The sequence below is a fragment of the Faecalicatena orotica genome (genome assembly GCF_905197545.1).
Lineage (GTDB): Bacteria > Bacillota > Clostridia > Lachnospirales > Lachnospiraceae > Faecalicatena_A > Faecalicatena_A orotica.
Genome location: NZ_CAJJZH010000013.1, coordinates 1 through 20,919 on the forward strand (window position 1 = coordinate 1; position 20,919 = coordinate 20,919).

At 44.5% G+C, this 20,919-nt stretch carries 13 protein-coding genes and 3 tRNA genes; 12 read left to right on the top strand and 4 right to left on the bottom strand.

Annotated features, from left to right (window positions below; genetic code table 11):
• Positions 1-68 precede the first annotated feature (68 nt).
• From ABIN22_RS20780 to ABIN22_RS20825, 10 genes are all read left to right on the top strand, one after another.
• A tRNA-Asp gene (locus tag ABIN22_RS20780) sits at positions 69-142 on the top strand.
• Positions 143-198: 56 nt separating this feature from the next.
• A tRNA-Val gene (locus ABIN22_RS20785) sits at positions 199-271 on the top strand.
• 31 nt (positions 272-302) lie between these two features.
• A tRNA-Leu gene (locus tag ABIN22_RS20790) sits at positions 303-388 on the top strand.
• Positions 389-936: 548 nt separating this feature from the next.
• Positions 937-2,832 (top strand): GH39 family glycosyl hydrolase, encoded by a 1,896-nt coding sequence (locus tag ABIN22_RS20795; protein WP_346910922.1) that lies wholly within the window; start codon positions 937-939, stop codon positions 2,830-2,832.
• Positions 2,833-3,002: 170 nt separating this feature from the next.
• Positions 3,003-4,364 carry an MFS transporter gene (locus tag ABIN22_RS20800; protein WP_109733388.1) on the top strand — a complete coding sequence of 454 codons (1,362 nt, stop codon included), beginning with the start codon at positions 3,003-3,005 and terminating at the stop codon, positions 4,362-4,364.
• A 45-nt stretch (positions 4,365-4,409) separates the two neighbouring features.
• Complete coding sequence (locus ABIN22_RS20805) at positions 4,410-5,522, top strand: Gfo/Idh/MocA family protein (protein ID WP_346910925.1); 1,113 nt, start codon at positions 4,410-4,412, stop codon at positions 5,520-5,522.
• Positions 5,523-5,550: 28 nt separating this feature from the next.
• On the top strand, positions 5,551-6,423 hold the full coding sequence (locus ABIN22_RS20810; protein ID WP_346910927.1) for a sugar phosphate isomerase/epimerase family protein: 873 nt from the start codon (positions 5,551-5,553) through the stop codon (positions 6,421-6,423).
• Between the two features lie 10 nt (positions 6,424-6,433).
• Entirely contained in the window at positions 6,434-6,877 is a 444-nt protein-coding gene (locus tag ABIN22_RS20815) for a C-glycoside deglycosidase beta subunit domain-containing protein (protein WP_346910929.1), read from the top strand.
• A gap of 14 nt (positions 6,878-6,891) precedes the next feature.
• Positions 6,892-7,965 carry a Gfo/Idh/MocA family protein gene (locus ABIN22_RS20820; RefSeq protein ID WP_346910931.1) on the top strand — a complete coding sequence of 358 codons (1,074 nt, stop codon included), beginning with the start codon at positions 6,892-6,894 and terminating at the stop codon, positions 7,963-7,965.
• Between the two features lie 120 nt (positions 7,966-8,085).
• Entirely contained in the window at positions 8,086-9,075 is a 990-nt protein-coding gene (locus ABIN22_RS20825; RefSeq protein ID WP_346910933.1) for a RelA/SpoT-related domain-containing protein, read from the top strand.
• Here ABIN22_RS20825 and ABIN22_RS20830 read toward each other — a convergent pair.
• The 3 genes from ABIN22_RS20830 to purF all read right to left on the bottom strand — a co-directional run bounded on the left by ABIN22_RS20830 (position 9,064) and on the right by purF (position 13,323).
• A complete protein-coding gene (locus ABIN22_RS20830; protein WP_346910935.1) occupies positions 9,064-9,771 on the bottom strand; it encodes an SGNH/GDSL hydrolase family protein in 708 nt (235 codons plus the stop codon). The two genes, ABIN22_RS20825 and ABIN22_RS20830, sit on opposite strands and share 12 nt — an antisense overlap.
• Positions 9,772-9,935: 164 nt before the next feature.
• A complete protein-coding gene (locus ABIN22_RS20835; RefSeq protein WP_346910937.1) occupies positions 9,936-11,702 on the bottom strand; it encodes an ammonium transporter in 1,767 nt (588 codons plus the stop codon).
• Between the two features lie 205 nt (positions 11,703-11,907).
• Positions 11,908-13,323 (bottom strand): amidophosphoribosyltransferase, encoded by a 1,416-nt coding sequence (gene purF, locus ABIN22_RS20840; RefSeq protein ID WP_346910939.1) that lies wholly within the window; start codon positions 13,321-13,323, stop codon positions 11,908-11,910.
• Positions 13,324-13,656: 333 nt separating this feature from the next.
• Between purF and gltB the strand changes: the two genes are divergently transcribed.
• Both gltB and ABIN22_RS20850 read left to right on the top strand, forming a co-directional pair.
• Complete coding sequence (gene gltB / locus ABIN22_RS20845; RefSeq protein WP_346910941.1) at positions 13,657-18,195, top strand: glutamate synthase large subunit; 4,539 nt, start codon at positions 13,657-13,659, stop codon at positions 18,193-18,195.
• A 3-nt stretch (positions 18,196-18,198) separates the two neighbouring features.
• Positions 18,199-19,683: a glutamate synthase subunit beta gene (locus tag ABIN22_RS20850; protein WP_346910943.1), complete on the top strand. Its 1,485-nt coding sequence runs from the start codon at positions 18,199-18,201 to the stop codon at positions 19,681-19,683.
• Positions 19,684-19,789: 106 nt separating this feature from the next.
• Here the strand turns inward: ABIN22_RS20850 and ABIN22_RS20855 are convergent, their stop codons facing one another.
• Positions 19,790-20,728: an RluA family pseudouridine synthase gene (locus ABIN22_RS20855; protein WP_346910945.1), complete on the bottom strand. Its 939-nt coding sequence runs from the start codon at positions 20,726-20,728 to the stop codon at positions 19,790-19,792.
• Between the last annotated feature and the right edge of the window lie 191 nt (positions 20,729-20,919).

Sequence of the window (20,919 nt, forward strand, 5' to 3'; positions counted from 1 at the left end):
TTAGAGCAATCGGCTCATAACCGATCGGTCCTGGGTTCGAGTCCCCGAAGGTCCACTTTTTTAAATAAGGCCCAGTGGCTCAGTTGGTTAGAGCGCCGCCCTGTCACGGCGGAGGTCGAGAGTTCGAGTCTCTTCTGGGTCGTTGACATCGGAGTAAAAAAGATGTATAATCTTTACCGATGGATAATTTAATAGCATGGGATCTTAGCTCAGCTGGGAGAGCATCTGCCTTACAAGCAGAGGGTCATAGGTTCGAGCCCTATAGGTCCCATTTTGCAGTATGTAATGTACTGCAAAGAAATGCCGCAGTGGCGGAACTGGCAGACGCCCGGGACTTAAAATCCCGTGGGTAGTGATACCCGTACCGGTTCGATTCCGGTCTGCGGCATTATTTATTTTCACCGACGTCCTTATTTGATAGGGGCTGTCGGTGTTTTTATTTGCACTATTGAGGTGAAGAGGATGAAGCAAGAGACTATACAGGGATGTAAAATAGAATTAATGTATCTTTCTAATGAAAATATACATTTTCATCAGGATCTGGAATTGCTATACGTTGTTGAAAATGGAGTTTCTGTTAAAGAGGAACAGGAGTATCAGATTGGGAAAGATGATATTGCAGTCATAAATCCAAATCAACACCATACACTTTTTAACTGTTGTAATACGATAGTATTTCGTATATTGATTCCCTACCGGCTTCTAAGAAAGCTGATTAGAGATGAATACATTATATTCCGGTGTAACTCTGTGCTGTACCCGTCTCAGGAGGATAAAAAACTACGAGCTCTAATAGAACCGTTGATTTTGCGGTATTTAAATATTGAAGAATCAGATTTGAGTGAGATGGCCAGTATTTTATTTCAGATAATACACCAGTTGTCTGCTAATTATAAACTAGATAAGAACAGCATGAAGTTGTATGTGAAAGAACATATGAGTGAAAAGATTGACCGGATTTTAAATTATATTCATCACCACTATTTTGAGACCTTGAGTCTGACTGATGTGGCGGATCATTTCCAGGTATCGGAGTCATATCTTTCACGTTATTTCAAGAATAAGACAGGTCAGAATTTTGTGAATTATTTAAATGAAGTGAGAATTGAGAATGCGGCTAATGAACTTTGCCAAACCGACGCAACAATTACAAATATTGCTGTGGATAGTGGATTTTCTACTCCTTCAGTTTTAAATCGTATCTTCAAAAAGAAGTATGGGATAACCCCTTCGGAGTTTCGAAAACGGATGGAAGAGTTTACTCATAATGAGAAAATTGAAAATGACAAAGTAGAAGAGTTAAGAAAAAACTTATATGAAAAAATTGAGAATGGGGAAGAAGACCGGGATATTAAGAAAGTGGCAATCAAGGTACAGACAAACCATGTGCAGTGGATGAATCACAATGAGATTATCAATATAGGGGAGGCTTCGTGTGTCAGTGAAGCTGCTATACAGGAACATATTTTATTTTTGAAACAAGTTTTGGACATTAAGTATGTTAGGATATGGAATCTATTCTCGGAAAAATTTATGATTTCCACAGATTTTTCCGGGAAAAATTTTAACTTTGAATCACTTGACCGCATCTTTGACTTTTTTGTACAAAATAAGATACTGCTCCTGCTAGATTTTGGTAAGCGTAATCGTGTGATTATGGCAGGGAGAAATAATGAGCTTTATTCTGCCAACATGCAGTATAATCTGAAAACGATAGATGAGTGGAAGAATCTGCTGGAACACCTAATCAAACATCTGATTAGAAGATATGACAAGGGTGTACTTGAGAAATGGATCTATGAATTTCCCTGGAATAAAGAGCCATATTATGAAAAAGATTATGTATATATAGATGCATATGAGGCCGGCTGGAAAATCATTAAGTCTAATCTGGGGAATGGGAGGGTGGCAGGACTTAGCCCGCATGGAGAAATCAATGAAGTACAGTTTCAAAATGTAATTCATGATTTGAAGACTCGGGGGATTTTTCCAGAAATATTCACAGTGAAAATTTTTGCTGATTATTCTCATAAGATGATGGAAGATTATTCTTTGCAAATGGGAAATGACTATTTGTACGCCAGAAAGTATATGGAAAAGGTACATGCTTTGCTTAAAAATGAAAACATAGAGTGCAAAATATGCATCTCAGAGTGGTCCAATAGTGTATCTAACCGTAATATTCTACAGGACAGTTGTGCAAGGGGAACCTATATTATTAAGTTCATTTTAAGTATTTGGAAGCTGGCGGATATGATTGGTTTCTGGCATGGTTCAGATGCTGTTGATACTTTTTATGATTCAAGGAAGCTGATATATGGAGGCGGGGGACTTCTGACTAAGGATGGAATTAAGAAACCATCTTTTTATGCGTTCGAATTTATGAAAAAGTTAGGCAGGGATATCCTGCGGATAGGAAATAATTATATTGTAACAAGAGATTCAGCGAATACCATTACGTGCCTGTGTTTTAATCACAGGGATTATAGTTATTATTATTACCTTAAGAAAGAAAATGAACATTTAGATTTATCCAAAGTGTTTCAAAGTGAGGAAAAGGAGAAAATTGAATTTACTATTGAAGAACTGGATGACAACAAGGAGTATATGATAAAAGAAGAAGTTATCAACAGTCATTTTGGAAGCATTATGGATGAATGGAGGCTGCTTGGAAATCAGGAAGAATTGGGAAAAGAGGAAATTCATTATTTGAAAAATATTTGTATACCGAAAATTTATATACATCATGAGAGAAGTGAAAATCATAAGATTAAATTCCAAGTTGAACTAGAACCGCATGAAATGAGAATGGTTTATATCAATGAATATTAGAAGAGATAGAAGGTGCAAAAAATGGAAGCTGTTTTTTGCACCTTCTATTTGTTTTTATTTAAAATTAGCAAAAAATGAAAAGCAATTTAAATTTTAAAGGAAAGTCAGATAAGTTTTATTTTACTATACTTAATATATCAAAACAAAGGAAAAGAAAGGAAGTAAATGATATGGAAAAACTTTCTAAAAAAAGTATTTTCAGTTATGGGCTGGGGGATATGGCGAGTCAGCTCGTATGGAGCTTTGTGGGAACATATCTCACTGTGTACTATATGGATGTTGTAGGACTTGCGCCTCTGGCTGTCTCAACAATTTTAATGGCTGCAAAGATTTGGGATGCAATTAATGACCCTATGATGGGGGGAATTGCAGAGAGAACGCGTACAAAATGGGGGCGTTTCAGACCATACATTCTATTTGGGGCCCCGTTCCTTGGGTTGTTTAGTGTATTAACATTTACCTCTCCATTTGGCAATGGTACAGCAGGCATTGTATGGGCTATATTTACATATATTGGGGCTGGTATGCTGTACACATTGGTTAACATCCCTTACGGTGCAATGGCGGGTGTAATGACTACACATGACAGTGACCGGAACAAATTGAATTCTATAAGAGGGATTGGGATGCAGGTTGGTATGATGACGATTAACTTTGCATCGTCCATCATATTGGTCAAGATTTCAGGAAGTACAGAACAGATTTCAGGAAGTAGTTATACGATTGCAGCGATAATTTTTGCAGTAATCTCCCTGCCTATGTTTTTTATGGTGTTTAAGAATTCAAAAGAAGTCATCATGCCAAAAACCAGCACGGAAAAAGTTTCAATTGTAAAGAATTTAAAAGTAATTTTTACAAACAGGTATCTTATGATCATTGTACTTACAATGCTGCTGCAAATGACAGGAAATATGGGACGCATTGGTATTATGGCATTCTATGTGAGAGACTGTCTGGGTAATTTTACATTGATGGCACTTCTTATGACACTGCCTTCAATTGGAAGTATTATTGGTAATATTATAGCACCTTATTTAATCCGCAAACTTGGAGCGCATGGTAAAAGGAATGTTCTGGTTGCCAGCCTGATTGGTAAGGGAATTGGTCTTATCTGGATATTTATGGTGCCGTTCGACAATATCAAGATGGTGATTGCTGCCCATGTCTTCTTTGCGATTGCTGGCTTTGGATTTCCGTCTACATTGTCAATGGTTGCGGATTCCGTAGATTATCAGGACTTAAAGACAGGAGTACGTTCAGATGGTGTTGCATATGCTTTTTATGGACTGGCAACAAAAGTGGGAAATGCCCTTGGCGGTTCCATCGGAGTTATGTTAATGGCCGCATTTGGTTATGTTGCAGGTAAAAATATTACATCAACAGCACAGCATGGAATTAATATGGCGGCTAACCTTGTTCCGGGAATCTTCTTTATTGCTGCGGGACTGCTTCCACTAATATTCTGGAAGCTGACTGATAAAGAGGCAGACGAAATTAGAGAAAAGATTGCAGTACGCAACGCAGCCGAATAAAAAGTAAAACTAAATATCTGAATAAAATAACAGGAGGCAGTGATTATGAAAAACGGAAAATTACAGGTGGCGGTTATAGGATGTGGGGGAATTGCAAACCAAAAACACTTCCCGGCATTAAGTAAGCAGGCAGACAAATGCGAGATTGTGGCATTTTGTGATATTTTGGAGGAACGTGCAAAGGAAGCAGCAGATAAATATGGAGCTGACAATGCAAAAGTATATACAGATTATATAGAACTGTTAAAAGATGTAGAAATTGATGTAGTACATGTGTGTACACCAAATGTAGCACACTGTCCAATTACAGTTGCAGCTTTTGAGGCAGGGAAAAATGTTATGTGCGAGAAACCTATGGCGGCAACAACAGAAGATGCACAGAAGATGATGGATGCGTGGAAAAAATCTGGTAAAAAGTTTACAATCGGATATCAGAACCGTTTCCGTACAGATGCTCAGGCACTAAAGAGAGCCTGCGAGGAAGGGAAACTCGGAGATATTTATTTTGCTAAAGCACATGCAGTAAGAAGAAGGGCTGTTCCTACGTGGGGCGTATTCCCGGATAAATCAAAACAAGGTGGCGGACCGTTAATTGATATCGGGACACATGCGCTGGATATTACATTGTGGTGCATGGACAACTATAAGCCAAAAACAGTGACTGGTTCTGTGTTTGAAAAATTAGGACATCTTCCGGAAGCTACAGAAGGCAATATGTTCGGACCTTGGGATCCGAAGGCATATGAAGTAGAAGATTCTGCCTTTGGCTATATCAAAATGGAAAATGGAGCGACAATTTTCCTTGAATCTTCATGGGCTTTAAATGTAAAAGATTCTCGTGAAGCAGCAACTACTTTGTGCGGGACAAAAGCAGGGGCAGAAATGATTGGCGGAATGAGTGGAAAGGCCTATGATCTGGTTATCAATGAGACAACAGGTGGAATTTTGACGGAGGAACATATCTCTGATACAGGCGCTGTTGCATTCTTTGAAGGGAATGGAGGCGGAACACCGGCAGATAAAGAATGCAAGCAGTGGCTGGAAGCTATTTTAGAAGATAAAGAGCCTCTTGTAAAGGCGGAACAGGCATTCGTTGTAACGCAGATTCTTGACACCATCTACAAAGCGGCAGCAGAAGGCCATGAGGTACAATTGTAATAACATGATGGAAAAATAGGAGGCAGTTATGTATCAATACAATAAAAAAGGGCCCAAAAGGGGCGTTGCATTATATAGCTATTCAGCTGAATTTGGAATAAGCAAAAACCTAGAAGATTGTCTGGAAGATATGTTTGATATGGGGGCACATGGTCTGGAAATTCTGGCAAACACTCATATTGAAAACTATCCAAATCCGACAGATGAATGGGTGGAGGAGTGGTTTAGACTGTTAGATAAATATGAGATAGTACCTGTGGAGTATGGCAACTGGATCGACTCCCATGTACTTGGCCATAGAGATTTGACAACAGAAGAGTCCTATGAGATGCTTAAGAGGGATATGCGCCTTGCTGCCAGGCTTGGGTTTACAGTAATGAGAACAAAGATGCCTGTCATATCAGGTGATCTGGAACCAGTTAAGAACTGGCGCGAGATTATTAAAATGGCTCTTCCACTTGCGGAAGAATTAAATATTAAAATGTGTCCGGAGATTCATGCACCGACAAATTTAAGCAATAAGCTGGTGGCAGATTATGTGGATTTCATAGAACAGACAGGAACAAAACACTTTGGGTTAAACATTGATTTTGGTCTGTTTCGTAACTTTTTTAAAGAAGGCGAACGCAGGCAGCCAGGATTTGTTGCAAGTAAACCAGAGGATATTATTCCATTACTTCCATACATATATTGCTGTCATGCAAAATTCAACAATATGAGTGATGATTTTGAAGAAACAACCATTCCGTATAAAGAAATTATTGAGATTATGAAGGTACATAAATGGGACGGGTATTTACTGAGTGAGTATGAAGGCCATGATAAGTACGACCAAGGGTATGAAGTAGGACAGACACTTAGAAAGCATCACATTTTACTTAAAAATTGTCTGGGAGATTAGGAGGTAAACAATGTTAGAACGGGACGTAATTCAGTCAATTGGGTTTAGGAATGTAGAAGAGGCAGGGGCTGTTACTGGGTTTCAGTTTAAGGTCAGACTTCCGTATTATAGAGGAATATTCTTAAGTCAGCTGCGGCCGGGAACGCTTTTCGTAGATGGGGAGCGTTTTGAAAGAGAAGAGATTATCTGGAATATTAATGGAAAAGATTTTACATATGAAGAAATGAAAACAGATATGGATACTCATTGGAGTGTTACAAAGCCTGCAGTTATTAAAGTGAAAAAAAAGGGTGGACTGGCGCAGGGGTATCATGACCTGACACTGGGATTTTGCTTCACATCATCCTACATGCCGCCGGTTATGCAGGATGCATTGGATCCTGATTGTGAGAGTAAAATTTCAATGCCGGAATTTGGTCATCATGTTAACCAAAGAAGGTTGTTAATTGTTTAGAGGTGAGAGGGATAATGGAAGACATTAGAATTGGGATTATAGGTCACGGTTTTATGGGACATGAGCATGAGAAGATGCTTACCGTTATGGATGGCTACCGGGTAGTTGGAATTTCAGATATAGATTTGAAGCAGCTTGAGGATGTGAAGGAAGGTATAAAAAGATATCATTCAAACGAAGAATTGTTTCAGGATCCGGAGGTACAGGTTGTGCTGATTGCCGCGAACAACAACCAGCATCATGACCTGGCTTTGCAGGCAGCAAGAGCGGGAAAAGACATAATCTGTGAGAAACCGGTAGCTATGAATCTGGAAGAACTGGACGATATGATGAGGATAACGCGAGAGTGTGGGGTGAGATTTACTGTTCACCATCAGAGAAGGATGGACCCCGATTTTTGTACAGCAAAGGCGATAGTTGATCAGGGAACACTAGGCGATATCTATACTATTAAAAGCAGCTTGTACGGGTTTAACGGCAACATGCATGACTGGCATGTATATATTCGTGAAGGCGGCGGAATGTTGTATGACTGGGGTGTACACCTGTTGGATCAGATTTTGTTTATGATGCCGGAAGCTAAACTGACTAATGTTTACGCGGATATTCGTAATGTCATTAATCATGAAGTGGATGATTACTTTAAGATTCTTATGCGGTTTGATAATCATATAACAGCAGAAGTAGAGCTGGGAACTTATTATTTGACAGATAAGATGCATGACAAATGGTTCGAGCGCCATTGGTTTATCGGTGGAAACAAAGGAAGTGCTTATCTTGATGGATTTAGTCCGGAAGGGAAAATTGTGCGAACGGCGGGCCTGCTGCAGAATGCAGGCGATAAAAGAACCATGACGGCAGCAGGTCCTACACGTTCTTTTGGACCTCCGCCAGATGGAAAGATTCTGACTGAACCTGTTCCAGAAGTAAACACAAATCATAAAGATTATTTTGAAAATTATAGAAAAGCATATTGGGGTGAAACAGAATTTTTGGTTCAGATTCCTGAGACGAGAAGGGTGCTTGCCCTGATGGATGCAATTAGAGAATCTGGCCGCACAGGTCGGTCTGTCATTTTTGAAGCATAGTGAATTGAAAGCGATAATTGACATTTATTTTTCATTTAATTATACTGTACATAGTACAAGGGGGTATAGTTTACGAACTATGCCTCTTTTTAATGAAAAAAAGAAACGGGGTACACTGCAATGATTAAATTAAATGACTATTTATATTCTGGTGATACAGTTATTAAGATCCTGTATAAATACATGGAGGACCTTCGGGAATCTGCAAGGCGGACGCATAATCCGGTTGACCTGATGCACTGCAACTTTTTAATTCAGATTGCAAACCTTCTCGAACATAATGATTTTCTGACATCTCAATCACAGCGCCTCAGGGAATTTTATAAGTTTATGGCGACAGAGTACCCGTATCTGGCGTTTACCTTTAAAGGGAGGATAAAATCTTTAATCAGGGCAGAGGCAAAGTTTAATGGATATGTCGTGGAATATATATCAGACTATTATCATGAGCATGGGATGTATCCTCCGGTTCCGGAACTGAAGAATAAGCTTAGCTGTTTCCGGGATTTGATTGCCTACAGAATTGTAATTTCTATGCCAAAATGCCACCTTGATGAGGAGACAGATGTGGAAACGGAAGAAATAAAGTATCTATATGAGATTGCAAATTACCTTCCGGAGTTTCTGGAAGAGCGGGGTTTTACTGCAATTGTTTCCGGCAGTCCGGTGGAAAGGAAATCAGCCTTTCTGAAAGAATCTGTGCAGCCTTATTATAAAGACTATATTGCGAATGTAAACAGCTCCGGCTATCAGTCACTTCACATTACTTTTTATGATAATAGCGCCCGCTGTTATATCGAAGTTCAATTGCGCACGAAAGGGATGGATGATTATGCTGAAATAGGCCCGGCAAATCATCTGTGGTATGAAAAGCGGCAGGATAATGAGCGCGCAGAAAGAAATGCTGTACCGGCCGGGGAATGTATATATTTTGATGAGGCTTACGAGAGGGTTGTCCAGTTACAGCAGCTGGAGCTTTCAAAGATTGACGTCAATATGTTTTCTGCCGCAGATAACAGCCTGATAAATGATGGCTGTGGATTATACCGCGGCAGGGTAATTCTGCCTTATGAACATTTATCCAGATTTCAGAATGATTTAATTGACTAATACAACGGGCAGCTTCTCTGCCGCAAATGATTGAAACACCCCTGTAATAATCTGCTGTCCTTTTGAATTAGGATGGGTACCGTCTTCGCAGATCAGATCGGATATTGTACCATGTCTGAGAAATGCGGACCGGATATCAATCAGCGGCACATGTTCGCTTGCAGCCAGGGCTTCTACGGCAGAAGAGTATGTGGCCTGATGGTCCGAGATATGGCCAATTGAGCCGAGCCATTTCATAACATTTTTCTTATTAAGGTTCTGGCACCACCAGTTGAAGAACCGCTGTGGGTCAAGCGGGGGCAGTGTGGTCAGTATTGGCAGAATGCCTCTGCTTTTTAATGTTTGGATTAAGCAGGTATACTCTTCGATGAACTGCTTTAAAGGAGTATTGGGAGAGAAATCTCCTTCCGGGTTCTCTGCAATTTCCGCCCATTTATAATCACAGTCGTTTCCGCCAAAATCCATGACAACGGCGTCACAATTCAGACCGGTATCCAGTTTTTTCAGAAGGATACGAGCACCTTTGGTGACAGTACATCCAAAACGTGAGTCATTTTTTATGGACAGAGCGTATTCGCGGCTTAACATATCGAAATCGATGTCATTCTTCGTCTGATATTTCTTATTGACCGGATTGACCTGAATTCCTTTTAAGAGAGAATCTCCAAGTACTTCTATATTTTTTATACTTTTCATAAATATTACCTTCCTTTAACACGACATGTAGTTTTGATAACTACATTATATAATTTGAAAAACCTCTCGTCAAGGGCGTGAGTTAAAAAAATAAAAAAATGCCGGAAACAAAAGTCATCCAATTCCAGGAATTGTATGTTCTTTTGTTTCCGGCACCCTAAACTTTATTCTTCGTCAGAAGTATCCTGCAGTGCGAGGTATCCCTGCTCGCCTGTACGGATTTTTACAACATTTTCTATATCATAGATAAAGACTTTTCCGTCTCCGATCTGTCCGGTATGGAGCACGGACTTCGCAGTATCGATGACTTTCTGGACTGGTACGAGGCTGACTACAATCTCGATCTTGACCTTCGGAAGCAGATTCATATCCATTTCGACTCCACGGTAATAAGCAGTAGAGCCTTTCTGCACGCCGCAGCCAAGAACATTGGTGATGGTGATTCCTGTCACTCCGATTTCATTCATGGCCTGCATGAAGTCTTCCAGCTTGTTGCGGCGTGTAATGATGACCACCTTTGTCAGCTTGTTTGTAATACTTCCATTCTTTCCTACAGCGCTGTCAGCCATGCTGCGTGCAGCTTCAGCGGGAGCCTGTGCGGCTGATGCGGATGAAGCAGAATGGGCTGTTTTGGAAGCAGTCCCCATAACATTAGGAACCGGATTCATAACATCCTGGGTAACAAAGTCCGCATAACTGCTTGTAAGGCCGTGTTCCCGGATATCCAGACCTGCAATCTCTTCTTCGGCGGATACACGAAGCCCCATTGTATGTTTAATAATCTCGAATACAATGATCATCGTTACGGCAACCCATGCAGCCGTTGCAATAAACCCGGTGAACTGAACTCCAAGCTGTGTGAATCCACCGCCTGTAAAGAGCCCCCTTCCTTCGGTGCCGCTTCCGTCTGAAAACAGCCCTACGCAGAGGGTACCAAGTGCACCGCACATTCCGTGTACGCCTACGGCACCTACAGGATCATCAATGCGGCATACTTTGTCGATAAATTCAATACCAAAGACTACTACAAGACCTGCCAGAATACCTATAATAGCGGCAGAAACGGGTGATACAGTATCACATCCGGCGGTAATGGCTACAAGACCTGCCAGAGAACCGTTGAGGGACATAGATACATCTGGTTTTTTGTAAAGAATCCATGTAAGGATCATAACCGTGACAGTAGCTACTGCTGCGGCCAGATTAGTCGTCACGAAGATTTTGGAGGCGGAGACGATTGCATCTCCTTCCATAGAAACAGTTGAGGCACCATTGAAACCAAACCACGCAAACCAGAGAATGAAGACACCGAGTGCGCCAACGGTCAGGTTGTGGCCCGGGATTGCTTTCGACTTCCCGCTCTTTGAATATTTCCCGATACGGGGGCCAAGGATCTTTGCACCGACGAGTGCTGCGACACCGCCTACCATGTGGACGGCGCAGGAACCCGCAAAATCATGGAATCCCATTTCAGCAAGCCAGCCGCCGCCCCAGATCCAGTGTCCGGATACAGGATATACAACAAGGCTGATGATCAGACTGTATATACAGTATGCCGAAAATTTGGTTCTCTCGGCCATAGCCCCGGACACGATGGTTGCCGCGGTTGCACAGAAAACAGTCTGGAAAATCAAAAAGGCATAGAAAGGCACGCCGTCAGGAAGCATTCCTGCCCCATAATTTGATTCGGAAGCAATACCGGATATAGACCCGATGATTCCATTGCCTGTTCCGAACATCAGGCCAAAACCTACAAGCCAGAAGGCTGGTGTGCCGATTGAAAAATCCATCAGGTTTTTCATGATAATATTACCCGCATTCTTTGCCCGGGTGAACCCCGTTTCGACCATTGCAAAACCGGCCTGCATAAAGAAGACGAGGGCGGCGCCAAGGAGCACCCAGATTGTGTTGACAGATGAAAAAGCATTCATAGTTAATTCTCCCTTCCTTTACTACTGTTATTTCACATTTCTCTGTGCAGATACCAGAAAATCTGGTAATAAAAAGAGTGCGTATTCCCGAAAATAGAATTACGCACCCTTGCATAAAAAATGTGATGATGCCGGAGGCAAAATACTTGCTTCAATATGGCATCGTTTGATTTATGTAATCGGAAAATGACATGCATTCCCGCAATTACTGTATTTTTTCCTCTGTATGTCCTGTAATATCCATCGGATACTGCCTGTCGAAACATGCTTTACAGAGAGACAAATCTCCGGTCATAAGCTGTAAATCTTCCAATTTCATATAACCAAGAGAATCAGCGCCAATCATACTACAGATTTCCCCGGAAGTGTGCGAGGAGGCGATCAGCTGTTTATTAGAAGGGACATCTGTCCCGAAATAGCATGGATACAGAAACGGGGGCGAACTGATGCGGACATGTACGCTTTTTGCCCCTGCGCCTTTTAACATGCGTATCAGGCCTGCAATTGTTGTGCCCCGGACGATGGAGTCATCGACCAGAACAATCCGCTTCCCGTTAACAACGGAAGCTAATACATTTAATTTTAGCCGGACACTTGATTCCCGTTCCTTCTGGGTCGGTTTTATGAATGTCCGCCCTACATAGCTGTTCTTGTAGAATGCCAGTGCAAACGGGATTCCTGAAGCTTCTGAATACCCTTTTGCTGCGGGAATTCCGGAATCCGGCACACCCACGACAAGGTCAGCATCTGCAGGATAGGCAGCAGCAAGAGCGGCGCCGCCCTTTACCCGGGCATCATAGATATTGACACCATCCAGTGTGCTGTCGAGTCTGGCAAAATAAATATATTCGAAGATGCAGTGTGCATGCTGAGTCTGGCAGAGATGGCAGTTGGAGGTGATACCTTCTGAGGTAATCGTTATGATTTCACCGGGTCTGATATCCCGGATAAATTCTGCGCCGACGGCAGACAATGCACAGCTTTCAGAAGCCAGAATATAGGCATCGTCCCACCTTCCAAGGCACAGAGGCTTCAATCCCAGAGGGTCGCGGACCCCGATGAGCTTGCGCGGGCTCGCAATGACCAGGGCATACGCACCGCGTATTTTCCCTGCTGTATGCAGGATTGCTTCTTCTACATTATGAGTATGCACCCTTTCCTTTGCAATATGATAAGCAATGACCTCTGAATCGGTTGTGGTCTGGAAGATTGCCCCGGTCTGTACCAACTCCTCACGCAGTTCCCGTGTATTGACAAGATTTCCGTTATGTGCAAGGGCCAGAGTTCCTTTGATATAATTTAGGACAAGGGGCTGCGCGTTATTAATAGAAGCGGCCCCTGTTGTGGAGTAGCGCACGTGTCCGATTCCAAGATTGCCCTGGAGCGTATTCAGTATATCTTCATTAAATACCTCGTTTACAAGCCCCATCCCTTTATGGGCATTCATATTTCCTTTCGGCCCCCTTGTGTCACATACTGCCATGCCGCAGGATTCCTGGCCGCGGTGCTGGAGGGACGAGAGCCCGTAGTATATGGATTCGGCAGCAGGTTCGCCGGAAAGAGAATAGATACCGAATACACCGCAGGCTTCTTTTATTTTAGGGTCAGAATATAATTTCATCGTTTTTACACCTCTTATAAAATATGAAAAGGCACCTTGGATAGGGTTATCCAAAGCGCCTTTGCTTTCTGGCGTATAGTATTGCACGATTTCCCGAAAAAGTCAATCCCCAAAAATTGGGGATTTACAAATTTCTGAAAATAAGATATAGTAGTTTCATAATTTTTTGCCTGCCTTAGGAGAATTGATTTTTGAAAGTTTCTCAGGGGCTGGTGGAAGATGTGAATATGATCTGCGGCAAAGGCGTCGGTAATCTGTGCTATTAACAGCACAGACTTCCGGCGCCTTTCTTGTTTCATAGGAAATGGAAAGAAATGATGGAGGTTTTTATTTATGAGAACAGAAGAAGGTCTGTACAGACAGCAGTTTGAGCATGATAACTGTGGAATTGGCGCGGTTGTGAACAGTAAGGGGGTAAAAAGCCATAAGACTGTTGAAAATGCACTTAAAATTGTGGAACGGCTTGAACACAGGGCAGGGAAGGATGCCGAGGGAGAAACCGGAGATGGAGTAGGAATCCTGCTTCAGATTTCCCACAGATTTTTTTCTAAGGCTTGTAAGCAGGAAGGAATTGAGATCGGCGGGGAGAGGGAATACGGAATCGCTATGCTCTTCCTCCCCCAGGATGAGCTGGAATGCAGTCAGGCTAAAAAGATGTTTGAGATTATCGTGGAGAAGGAAGGTATGGAATTTCTGGGATTCCGCAAGGTCCCTGTATGTCCGGGTGTCTTAGGACACAAGGCGCGGGCGAAGATGCCGGATATTGTGCAGGCTTTTGTGAAAAAACCGGAACATGTCGAGAAGGGGCTTATGTTCGACAGGATGCTTTATATTGCCCGCCGGGTCTTTGAGCAGAGCAATGACACGACTTATGTGGCGTCTATGTCCAGCCGCACGATCGTTTATAAAGGAATGTTTCTGGTAGACCAGCTTCGGACCTTTTATACGGACCTGCAGGATGAAGACTACGAATCTGCGATTGCCACCGTACACTCCCGTTTCAGTACAAATACAGACCCAAGCTGGGAGAGGGCTCATCCGAACCGGCTGATTGTACATAACGGGGAAATCAATACGATCCGTGGAAATGCAGACAAGATGCTTGCCAGAGAAGAGACGATGGCATCCGACTATATGAAGGATCAGCTCCATAAGGTGCTGCCGGTCGTGGATACACGCGGATCTGACTCGTCCATGCTGGATAATACGCTTGAGTTCCTTGTGATGAATGGGATGGACCTCCCTCTTGCAGTAATGATCACCATCCCTGAACCCTGGGCGAACAATCAGACGATATCACAGGACAAACGGGATTTCTATCAATATTATGCGACGATGATGGAGCCCTGGGACGGGCCGGCATCTATCCTGTTTTCCGATGGTGACGTGATGGGGGCGGTTCTGGACAGAAACGGGCTCAGACCTTCAAGATACTATATTACGAAGGATGGAGATATCATTCTTTCATCAGAGGTGGGCGTCATCCCGGTGCCTGAGGAGGAGATTGTAGTGAAAGAACGTCTCCACCCGGGGAAACTCCTGCTTGTGGATACCGTGAAGGGACGCATCTTCAGTGATGAAGAGGTGAAAGAAATCTATGCAAAGAAACAGCCGTACGGTGAATGGCTGGACAGCAACCTGCTTGAACTGAAAGACCTGAAGATTCCGAATCAGCGTGTAGAAGAGTACCGGGGGGAAGAACTGACCAGAATGCAGAAAGCGTTCGGTTATACTTATGAAGAGTACCGCCAGTCTATTTACAGCATGGCCTTAAATGGTTCCGAGGGAACTTCGGCTATGGGGGCGGACACGCCGCTGGCCGTACTTTCTGAAAAACACCAGCCGCTTTTTAATTATTTTAAACAGCTCTTTGCACAGGTGACAAATCCGCCGATTGACGCGATCCGCGAGGAGATTGTGACCTGCACGACGGTCTATGTGGGCCGGGACGGGAATTTACTGAAAGAACAGCCTCTGAATTGCCAGGTGCTGAAGATCAACAATCCGATCCTGACAAATACTGACATGTTAAAGATTAAGAACATGAACGTGAAGGGCTTTAAGGTAGAGGTTGTACCAATCACATATTATAAAAGCTCCCGTCTGGACAGGGCCATCGACCGCCTGTTTGTAGAGGTTGACAAAGCATATAAGGACGGGGCGAACATACTGGTGCTTTCAGACAGGGGAGTGGATGAAAATCATATTGCGATGCCTTCCCTGCTGGCAGTTTCCGCAGTGCACCAGTATCTGGTAAAGACAAAAAAGAGGACGGCGCTGTCGATTATTCTGGAGTCTGGGGAGCCGAGGGAGGTACATCACTTTGCGGCGCTTCTCGGCTATGGTGCCTGTGCGGTGAATCCTTATATTGCGCAGGATACAATCAAGGAGCTGATCGATAATAAGATGCTGGATAAGGATTACTATGCGGCTGTTGACGATTATACTTATGCAGTCACCCACGGTATTGTGAAAATAGCATCTAAGATGGGAATTTCTACGATACAGTCCTATCTGGGGGCAAAAATATTTGAGGCAGTCGGGATATCGGCCGGGGTGATTGACAAGTATTTCACGGGAACAGTCAGCCGTGTGGGCGGAATCACGCTGAAGGATATTGAAAAAGACGTTGACCTGAATCACTCCCGGGCTTTTGACCCGCTGGGACTGCCGGTGGATCTGGAACTCAAGAGCATGGGAATCCATAAGAGCAGAAGTGAGGGGGAGGCACACCGTTACAACCCTCAGACGATCCATACACTTCAGGAGTCTACAAAGCGGGGAGATTATGATTTATTTAAGCAGTATACGAAGATGGTGGACAGTGAGCAGAGCGGATACCTTCGCAGCCTTATGGATTTTGCATATCCGGAGGAAGGAATTCCGCTCGAAGAAGTCGAGAGTGTGGATGAGATTGTAAAACGCTTCAAGACAGGGGCTATGTCATATGGTTCTATCTCGGAAGAGGCACATGAGACGCTTGCGGTTGCTATGAATATCCTCCACGGTAAATCGAATACGGGTGAAGGCGGTGAGAGTGAGGAACGTCTGGACAGTGCGGGAAGTGAAGTAGACCGCTGTTCTGCAATCAAGCAGGTGGCTTCGGGGCGCTTTGGCGTGACCAGCCGCTATCTGGTCAGCGCGCGGGAAATCCAGATCAAAATGGCACAGGGTGCGAAGCCGGGAGAAGGCGGGCACCTGCCAGCCAGAAAGGTATACCCGTGGATTGCCAAAACCAGACATTCCACACCGGGGGTGAGCCTGATTTCTCCGCCGCCGCACCATGATATTTATTCTATCGAGGACCTGGCTGAGCTGATCTACGATCTGAAGAATGCGAACAAGTATGCAAGGATTTCTGTCAAATTAGTCTCCGAGGCCGGTGTGGGAACCGTTGCGGCGGGAGTTGCAAAGGCGGGGGCACAGGTCATCCTGATTTCCGGATATGACGGCGGAACAGGGGCGGCGCCACAGAGTTCTATCTATAATGCAGGACTGCCGTGGGAGCTTGGACTGGCGGAAACACATCAGACACTGCTGATGAACGGGCTGCGTGACCGGGTCATGATTGAGACAGACGGAAAGCTGATGAGCGGCCGCGATGTCGCCATTGCGGCACTGCTCGGGGCAGAAGAATTTGGATTTGCCACGGCACCGCTCGTGACAATGGGATGTGTGATGATGCGTGTCTGCAATCTCGATACCTGCCCTGTAGGGGTTGCCACCCAGAATCCGGAGCTTCGGAAACGATTCCGTGGAAAACCGGAGTATGTTGTAAACTTCATGAGATTCATTGCCGAGGAACTGAGGGAATACATGGCCCGGCTCGGAGTGCGTACACTGGATGAGATGACAGGCCGCACGGATCTGCTGAAGGTGAAGGCGCATGCACAAAATCCAAAAGCATCACAGATCGACCTGAGCGCCATTTTGAATAATCCATTTGCAGCAGAAGGCAAAGAAAGAATCTTCAATCCGGATAAGGTCTACCAGTTCCATCTGGAGGATACAAAGGATGAGAAAATCCTGCTGGGAAAACTGAAGAAGGCTGTAGAGCGAAAGGAAAAAGCCACTGTCGATGTGGCCGTGACGAATACGGACCGTGCCTTTGGTACAATACTAGGGGCGGAAATCACAAGACAGCACCATCACGGACTGGATGAAGATACCATCACGGTAAACTGCGAAGGAGCAGGAGGACAGAGCTTCGGGGCATTTATCCCGAAGGGACTGACACTGAAGCTTTGCGGTGACTGTAACGATTATATGGGCAAGGGACTGTCAGGTGGAAAACTAATACTCTATCCTCCAAAACAGAGGAACTACAGGGCGGATGAAAACGTGATTGTGGGAAATGTCGCCCTTTATGGTGCGACAGGCGGTAAAGCCTATATCAGCGGTGTTGCAGGAGAACGCTTTGCCGTTCGTAATTCCGGGGCTTATGCAGTTGTGGAAGGTGTGGGAGAACATGGCTGTGAGTATATGACCGGAGGCCGTGTAGTAGTCTTAGGACGGACGGGAAAGAACTTTGCGGCAGGCATGAGCGGTGGTGTGGCCTATGTTCTGGATGAGGAAAATGAATTATATAAAAACCTGAATAAAGAGATGATTTCGATTGAAAATGTGGAGACAAAACCGGACATTCAGGAACTCCGCCAGATGATCACCGGGCATGTTGAGGCAACGGCTTCAGAGAAAGGAATGGAAATACTGGAGCATTTTGAAACATACATTCCTAAATTTAAAAAGATCATTCCAAATGACTATAAGAAGATGATAATGATAGCAGCCAGACTGGAAGAACAGGGAATGAAACCGGAAGGGGCACAGCTGGAAGCATTCAATGAAAATTTCCAGAAGGGAGGAATGTAAAAAATGGGAAAACCGACAGGATTTATAGAATATGATAGAAAATATGCAGGGATGGAGGAACCGAAAAAGAGAGTCCGGCACTTCCGGGAATTTAAGAACTACCTGCCTGAGGAAGAACAGCAGAAGCAGGGGGCACGCTGTATGGACTGCGGAGTTCCGTTCTGCCAGTCAGGCGCGATGCTTGGCGGGATGGTTTCCGGCTGCCCCCTGCACAATCTTGTGCCGGAAACAAATGATCTTGTATATCAGGGTAAATGGAAGCAGGCGTACCTGCGCCTGTCACAGACACTCTGTTTTCCCGAGTTTACATCCAGAGTGTGTCCAGCGCTGTGCGAAGCTGCCTGTACCTGCAACCTGCACGGGGAACCAGTGGGAACGAAAGAGATCGAGCATGCCATTATTGACCGTGCATTTGCAAACGGGTGGGTGAAGCCCCAGATTCCGGCAGTCCGTACGGGAAAGAAAGTGGCTGTAGTCGGAAGCGGTCCGGCTGGACTTGCGTGTGCCCAGCAGTTAAACAGGAGGGGACACCTCGTAACTGTATTTGAAAAAAGTGACCGCGTCGGGGGCCTGCTCAGATATGGGATTCCTAATATGAAGCTGGAGAAAGAGGTCATTGACCGCAGAATCCGTCTCATGGAGGAGGAAGGGATTACATTCAAAACAGGGGTAGATATCGGAAAGGACGTGATGCCTGCCGAACTGAAGGCAGGATATGACAGAGTCGTGCTTTGCTGTGGAGCATCCAGTCCGCGGGACATTAAGGTGCCGGGGAGAGAACTGAAAGGAATCTATTTTGCGGTAGACTTCCTGGGGGCAGTGACGAAGGAACTTCTGGATTCCAATTTCGGGAAGGTGCCTTATCATCTGGCGAAAAACAAGAATGTGCTTGTAATAGGCGGAGGCGATACTGGAAACGACTGTGTAGGCACTGCCATCCGGCTTGGTGCAAAATCTGTTACCCAGCTGGAAATGATGCCGCAGGCACCCGATACAAGGACGGCAGATAACCCGTGGCCACAATGGCCCCGTGTTTTAAAGACTGATTACGGGCAGGAGGAGGCCGCGGCATTATTTGGAAGAGACCCACGTGTATATCAGACAACGGTGGCTTCGTTTACAGGAAATAAGAAAGGAGAAGTGGCACAGGCAGTGACAGTCAGCCTTAAACCGGTTAAGGATAAGAAAACCGGCAGGTTGAATATGGTTACGGTTGAAGGCAGCGAGAAAACGGTGTCTGCCGATCTTGTCCTGATTGCGGCAGGATTTACCGGGAGTGAGGCTTATGTCACAGAAGCTTTTCAGGTAGGAACAGATGGGCGCAATAATGTAAAGACAAAGGCAGAGCAGTATGAAACATCCGTCCCGGGGGTATTTACCGCGGGAGATATGCACAGAGGCCAGTCACTGGTTGTGTGGGCAATCAGGGAAGGACGTGAAGCGGCCAAAGCGGTGGACACATCACTGATGGGTTATTCGAACCTATAATACGGACGTCAAGATCGTTACTATTCACGGCCAGAGGCCATGCATAGTAACGGCATCTGGTTCATTTTAAGTCGCCTAAAGGCGAGGAACCAGATGCCCGAGGCCATCACTTTATTGGCTCGGATGCCGTGCAGCGCGGTGCACGGCCCCGTGAATAGTAACTCAAGATCTGCTGCATATCGTCGGGCAGAGGTGCAGTAAAATACATGTCTTCTCCGGTTATGGGATGCCGGAAGGACAGGCGGTGGGAATGCAGCGCCTGTCTGTGGATATATTCCATATCCGGGTTATAAAGATAATCACCAACTAACGGGAAACCCAGATATTTCATATGAATGCGTATCTGGTGGGTGCGGCCTGTCTCCAGCTCGAGGGAGACAAGGCTGTGCCCATTTTTTTTATCGACAACTTTATAGTGTGTCACGGCATTTTCTCCATTTTCAAAATCAACGATTCTCTCGATGATGGAACCGGATTTTCTGGATAAAGGCGCATTGATCGTTCCTTCTGGAGGTGTAACCTGTCCGCGGACAACGGCCAGATATTCCCTTCTGATTTCCTTTCGGACCGCCATGCCAGAAAGGATGCTGGAACTGAGCATGTGCTTTGCGATGACTGTGAGTCCGGAGGTATCGCGGTCCAGACGGTTTGTGCAGCGGAAGATAAAAGGCTTCCCCTGAGACTGGTAATACCATGCAAGGCCATTGGCGAGAGAATTCGTGTAGTTGTTCATAGATGGGTGAATCGGCATACCGGCGGCTTTATTGATGACGATAATATCTTCATCCTCGTAAACGATATTCAGCGGAAGCTGCACCGGGGGGATGTTTTCAGAGGACTCTGCCTCTTTTATATGGACCGTCAGAATATCACCGGTGCTTAACTTCTGTTTCAGATAGTACCATTCACCGTTTACAAGGATACTCTGCTCCATCTTCTTTAAATCCGTAAAATTCTGTCTGGAATATCCGTAATGCTTCAGATATTGTTCTATGCGCAGGCCGTTTTCCGCCTCTTTTATGTGGTAGGTTAAAACTCTTTCCATTTTGTTTCTCCGATTCTTAAACTGGCTTTAATTACCTGAATAGTATACCAGTTTCAGGGAAAGATGCATATGATAAGTTTTAAAGAAATCTTAAGAATTATATTTCGTTATTTTATTGACAATCAGCCGGAAAGGTGGTATATTTCAAGACAAGCAAGTAAAAGGGAGTAGCCGAACACCGAAAGGTGGGT

What these genes read in the sequence shown, in the direction of transcription:
- ABIN22_RS20820 (WP_346910931.1), top strand. Translation starts at nt 6,892, where the DNA reads ATGGAAGACATTAGAATTGGGATTATAGGTCACGGTTTTATGGGACAT.
- ABIN22_RS20810 (WP_346910927.1), top strand. Translation starts at nt 5,551, where the DNA reads ATGTATCAATACAATAAAAAAGGGCCCAAAAGGGGCGTTGCATTATAT.
- ABIN22_RS20800 (WP_109733388.1), top strand. Translation starts at nt 3,003, where the DNA reads ATGGAAAAACTTTCTAAAAAAAGTATTTTCAGTTATGGGCTGGGGGAT.
- ABIN22_RS20830 (WP_346910935.1), bottom strand. Translation starts at nt 9,771, where the DNA reads ATGAAAAGTATAAAAAATATAGAAGTACTTGGAGATTCTCTCTTAAAA.
- ABIN22_RS20795 (WP_346910922.1), top strand. Translation starts at nt 937, where the DNA reads ATGAGTGAAAAGATTGACCGGATTTTAAATTATATTCATCACCACTAT.
- ABIN22_RS20855 (WP_346910945.1), bottom strand. Translation starts at nt 20,728, where the DNA reads ATGGAAAGAGTTTTAACCTACCACATAAAAGAGGCGGAAAACGGCCTG.
- purF (WP_346910939.1), bottom strand. Translation starts at nt 13,323, where the DNA reads ATGAAATTATATTCTGACCCTAAAATAAAAGAAGCCTGCGGTGTATTC.
- ABIN22_RS20805 (WP_346910925.1), top strand. Translation starts at nt 4,410, where the DNA reads ATGAAAAACGGAAAATTACAGGTGGCGGTTATAGGATGTGGGGGAATT.
- ABIN22_RS20825 (WP_346910933.1), top strand. Translation starts at nt 8,086, where the DNA reads ATGATTAAATTAAATGACTATTTATATTCTGGTGATACAGTTATTAAG.
- ABIN22_RS20835 (WP_346910937.1), bottom strand. Translation starts at nt 11,702, where the DNA reads ATGAATGCTTTTTCATCTGTCAACACAATCTGGGTGCTCCTTGGCGCC.
- ABIN22_RS20850 (WP_346910943.1), top strand. Translation starts at nt 18,199, where the DNA reads ATGGGAAAACCGACAGGATTTATAGAATATGATAGAAAATATGCAGGG.
- ABIN22_RS20815 (WP_346910929.1), top strand. Translation starts at nt 6,434, where the DNA reads ATGTTAGAACGGGACGTAATTCAGTCAATTGGGTTTAGGAATGTAGAA.
- gltB (WP_346910941.1), top strand. Translation starts at nt 13,657, where the DNA reads ATGAGAACAGAAGAAGGTCTGTACAGACAGCAGTTTGAGCATGATAAC.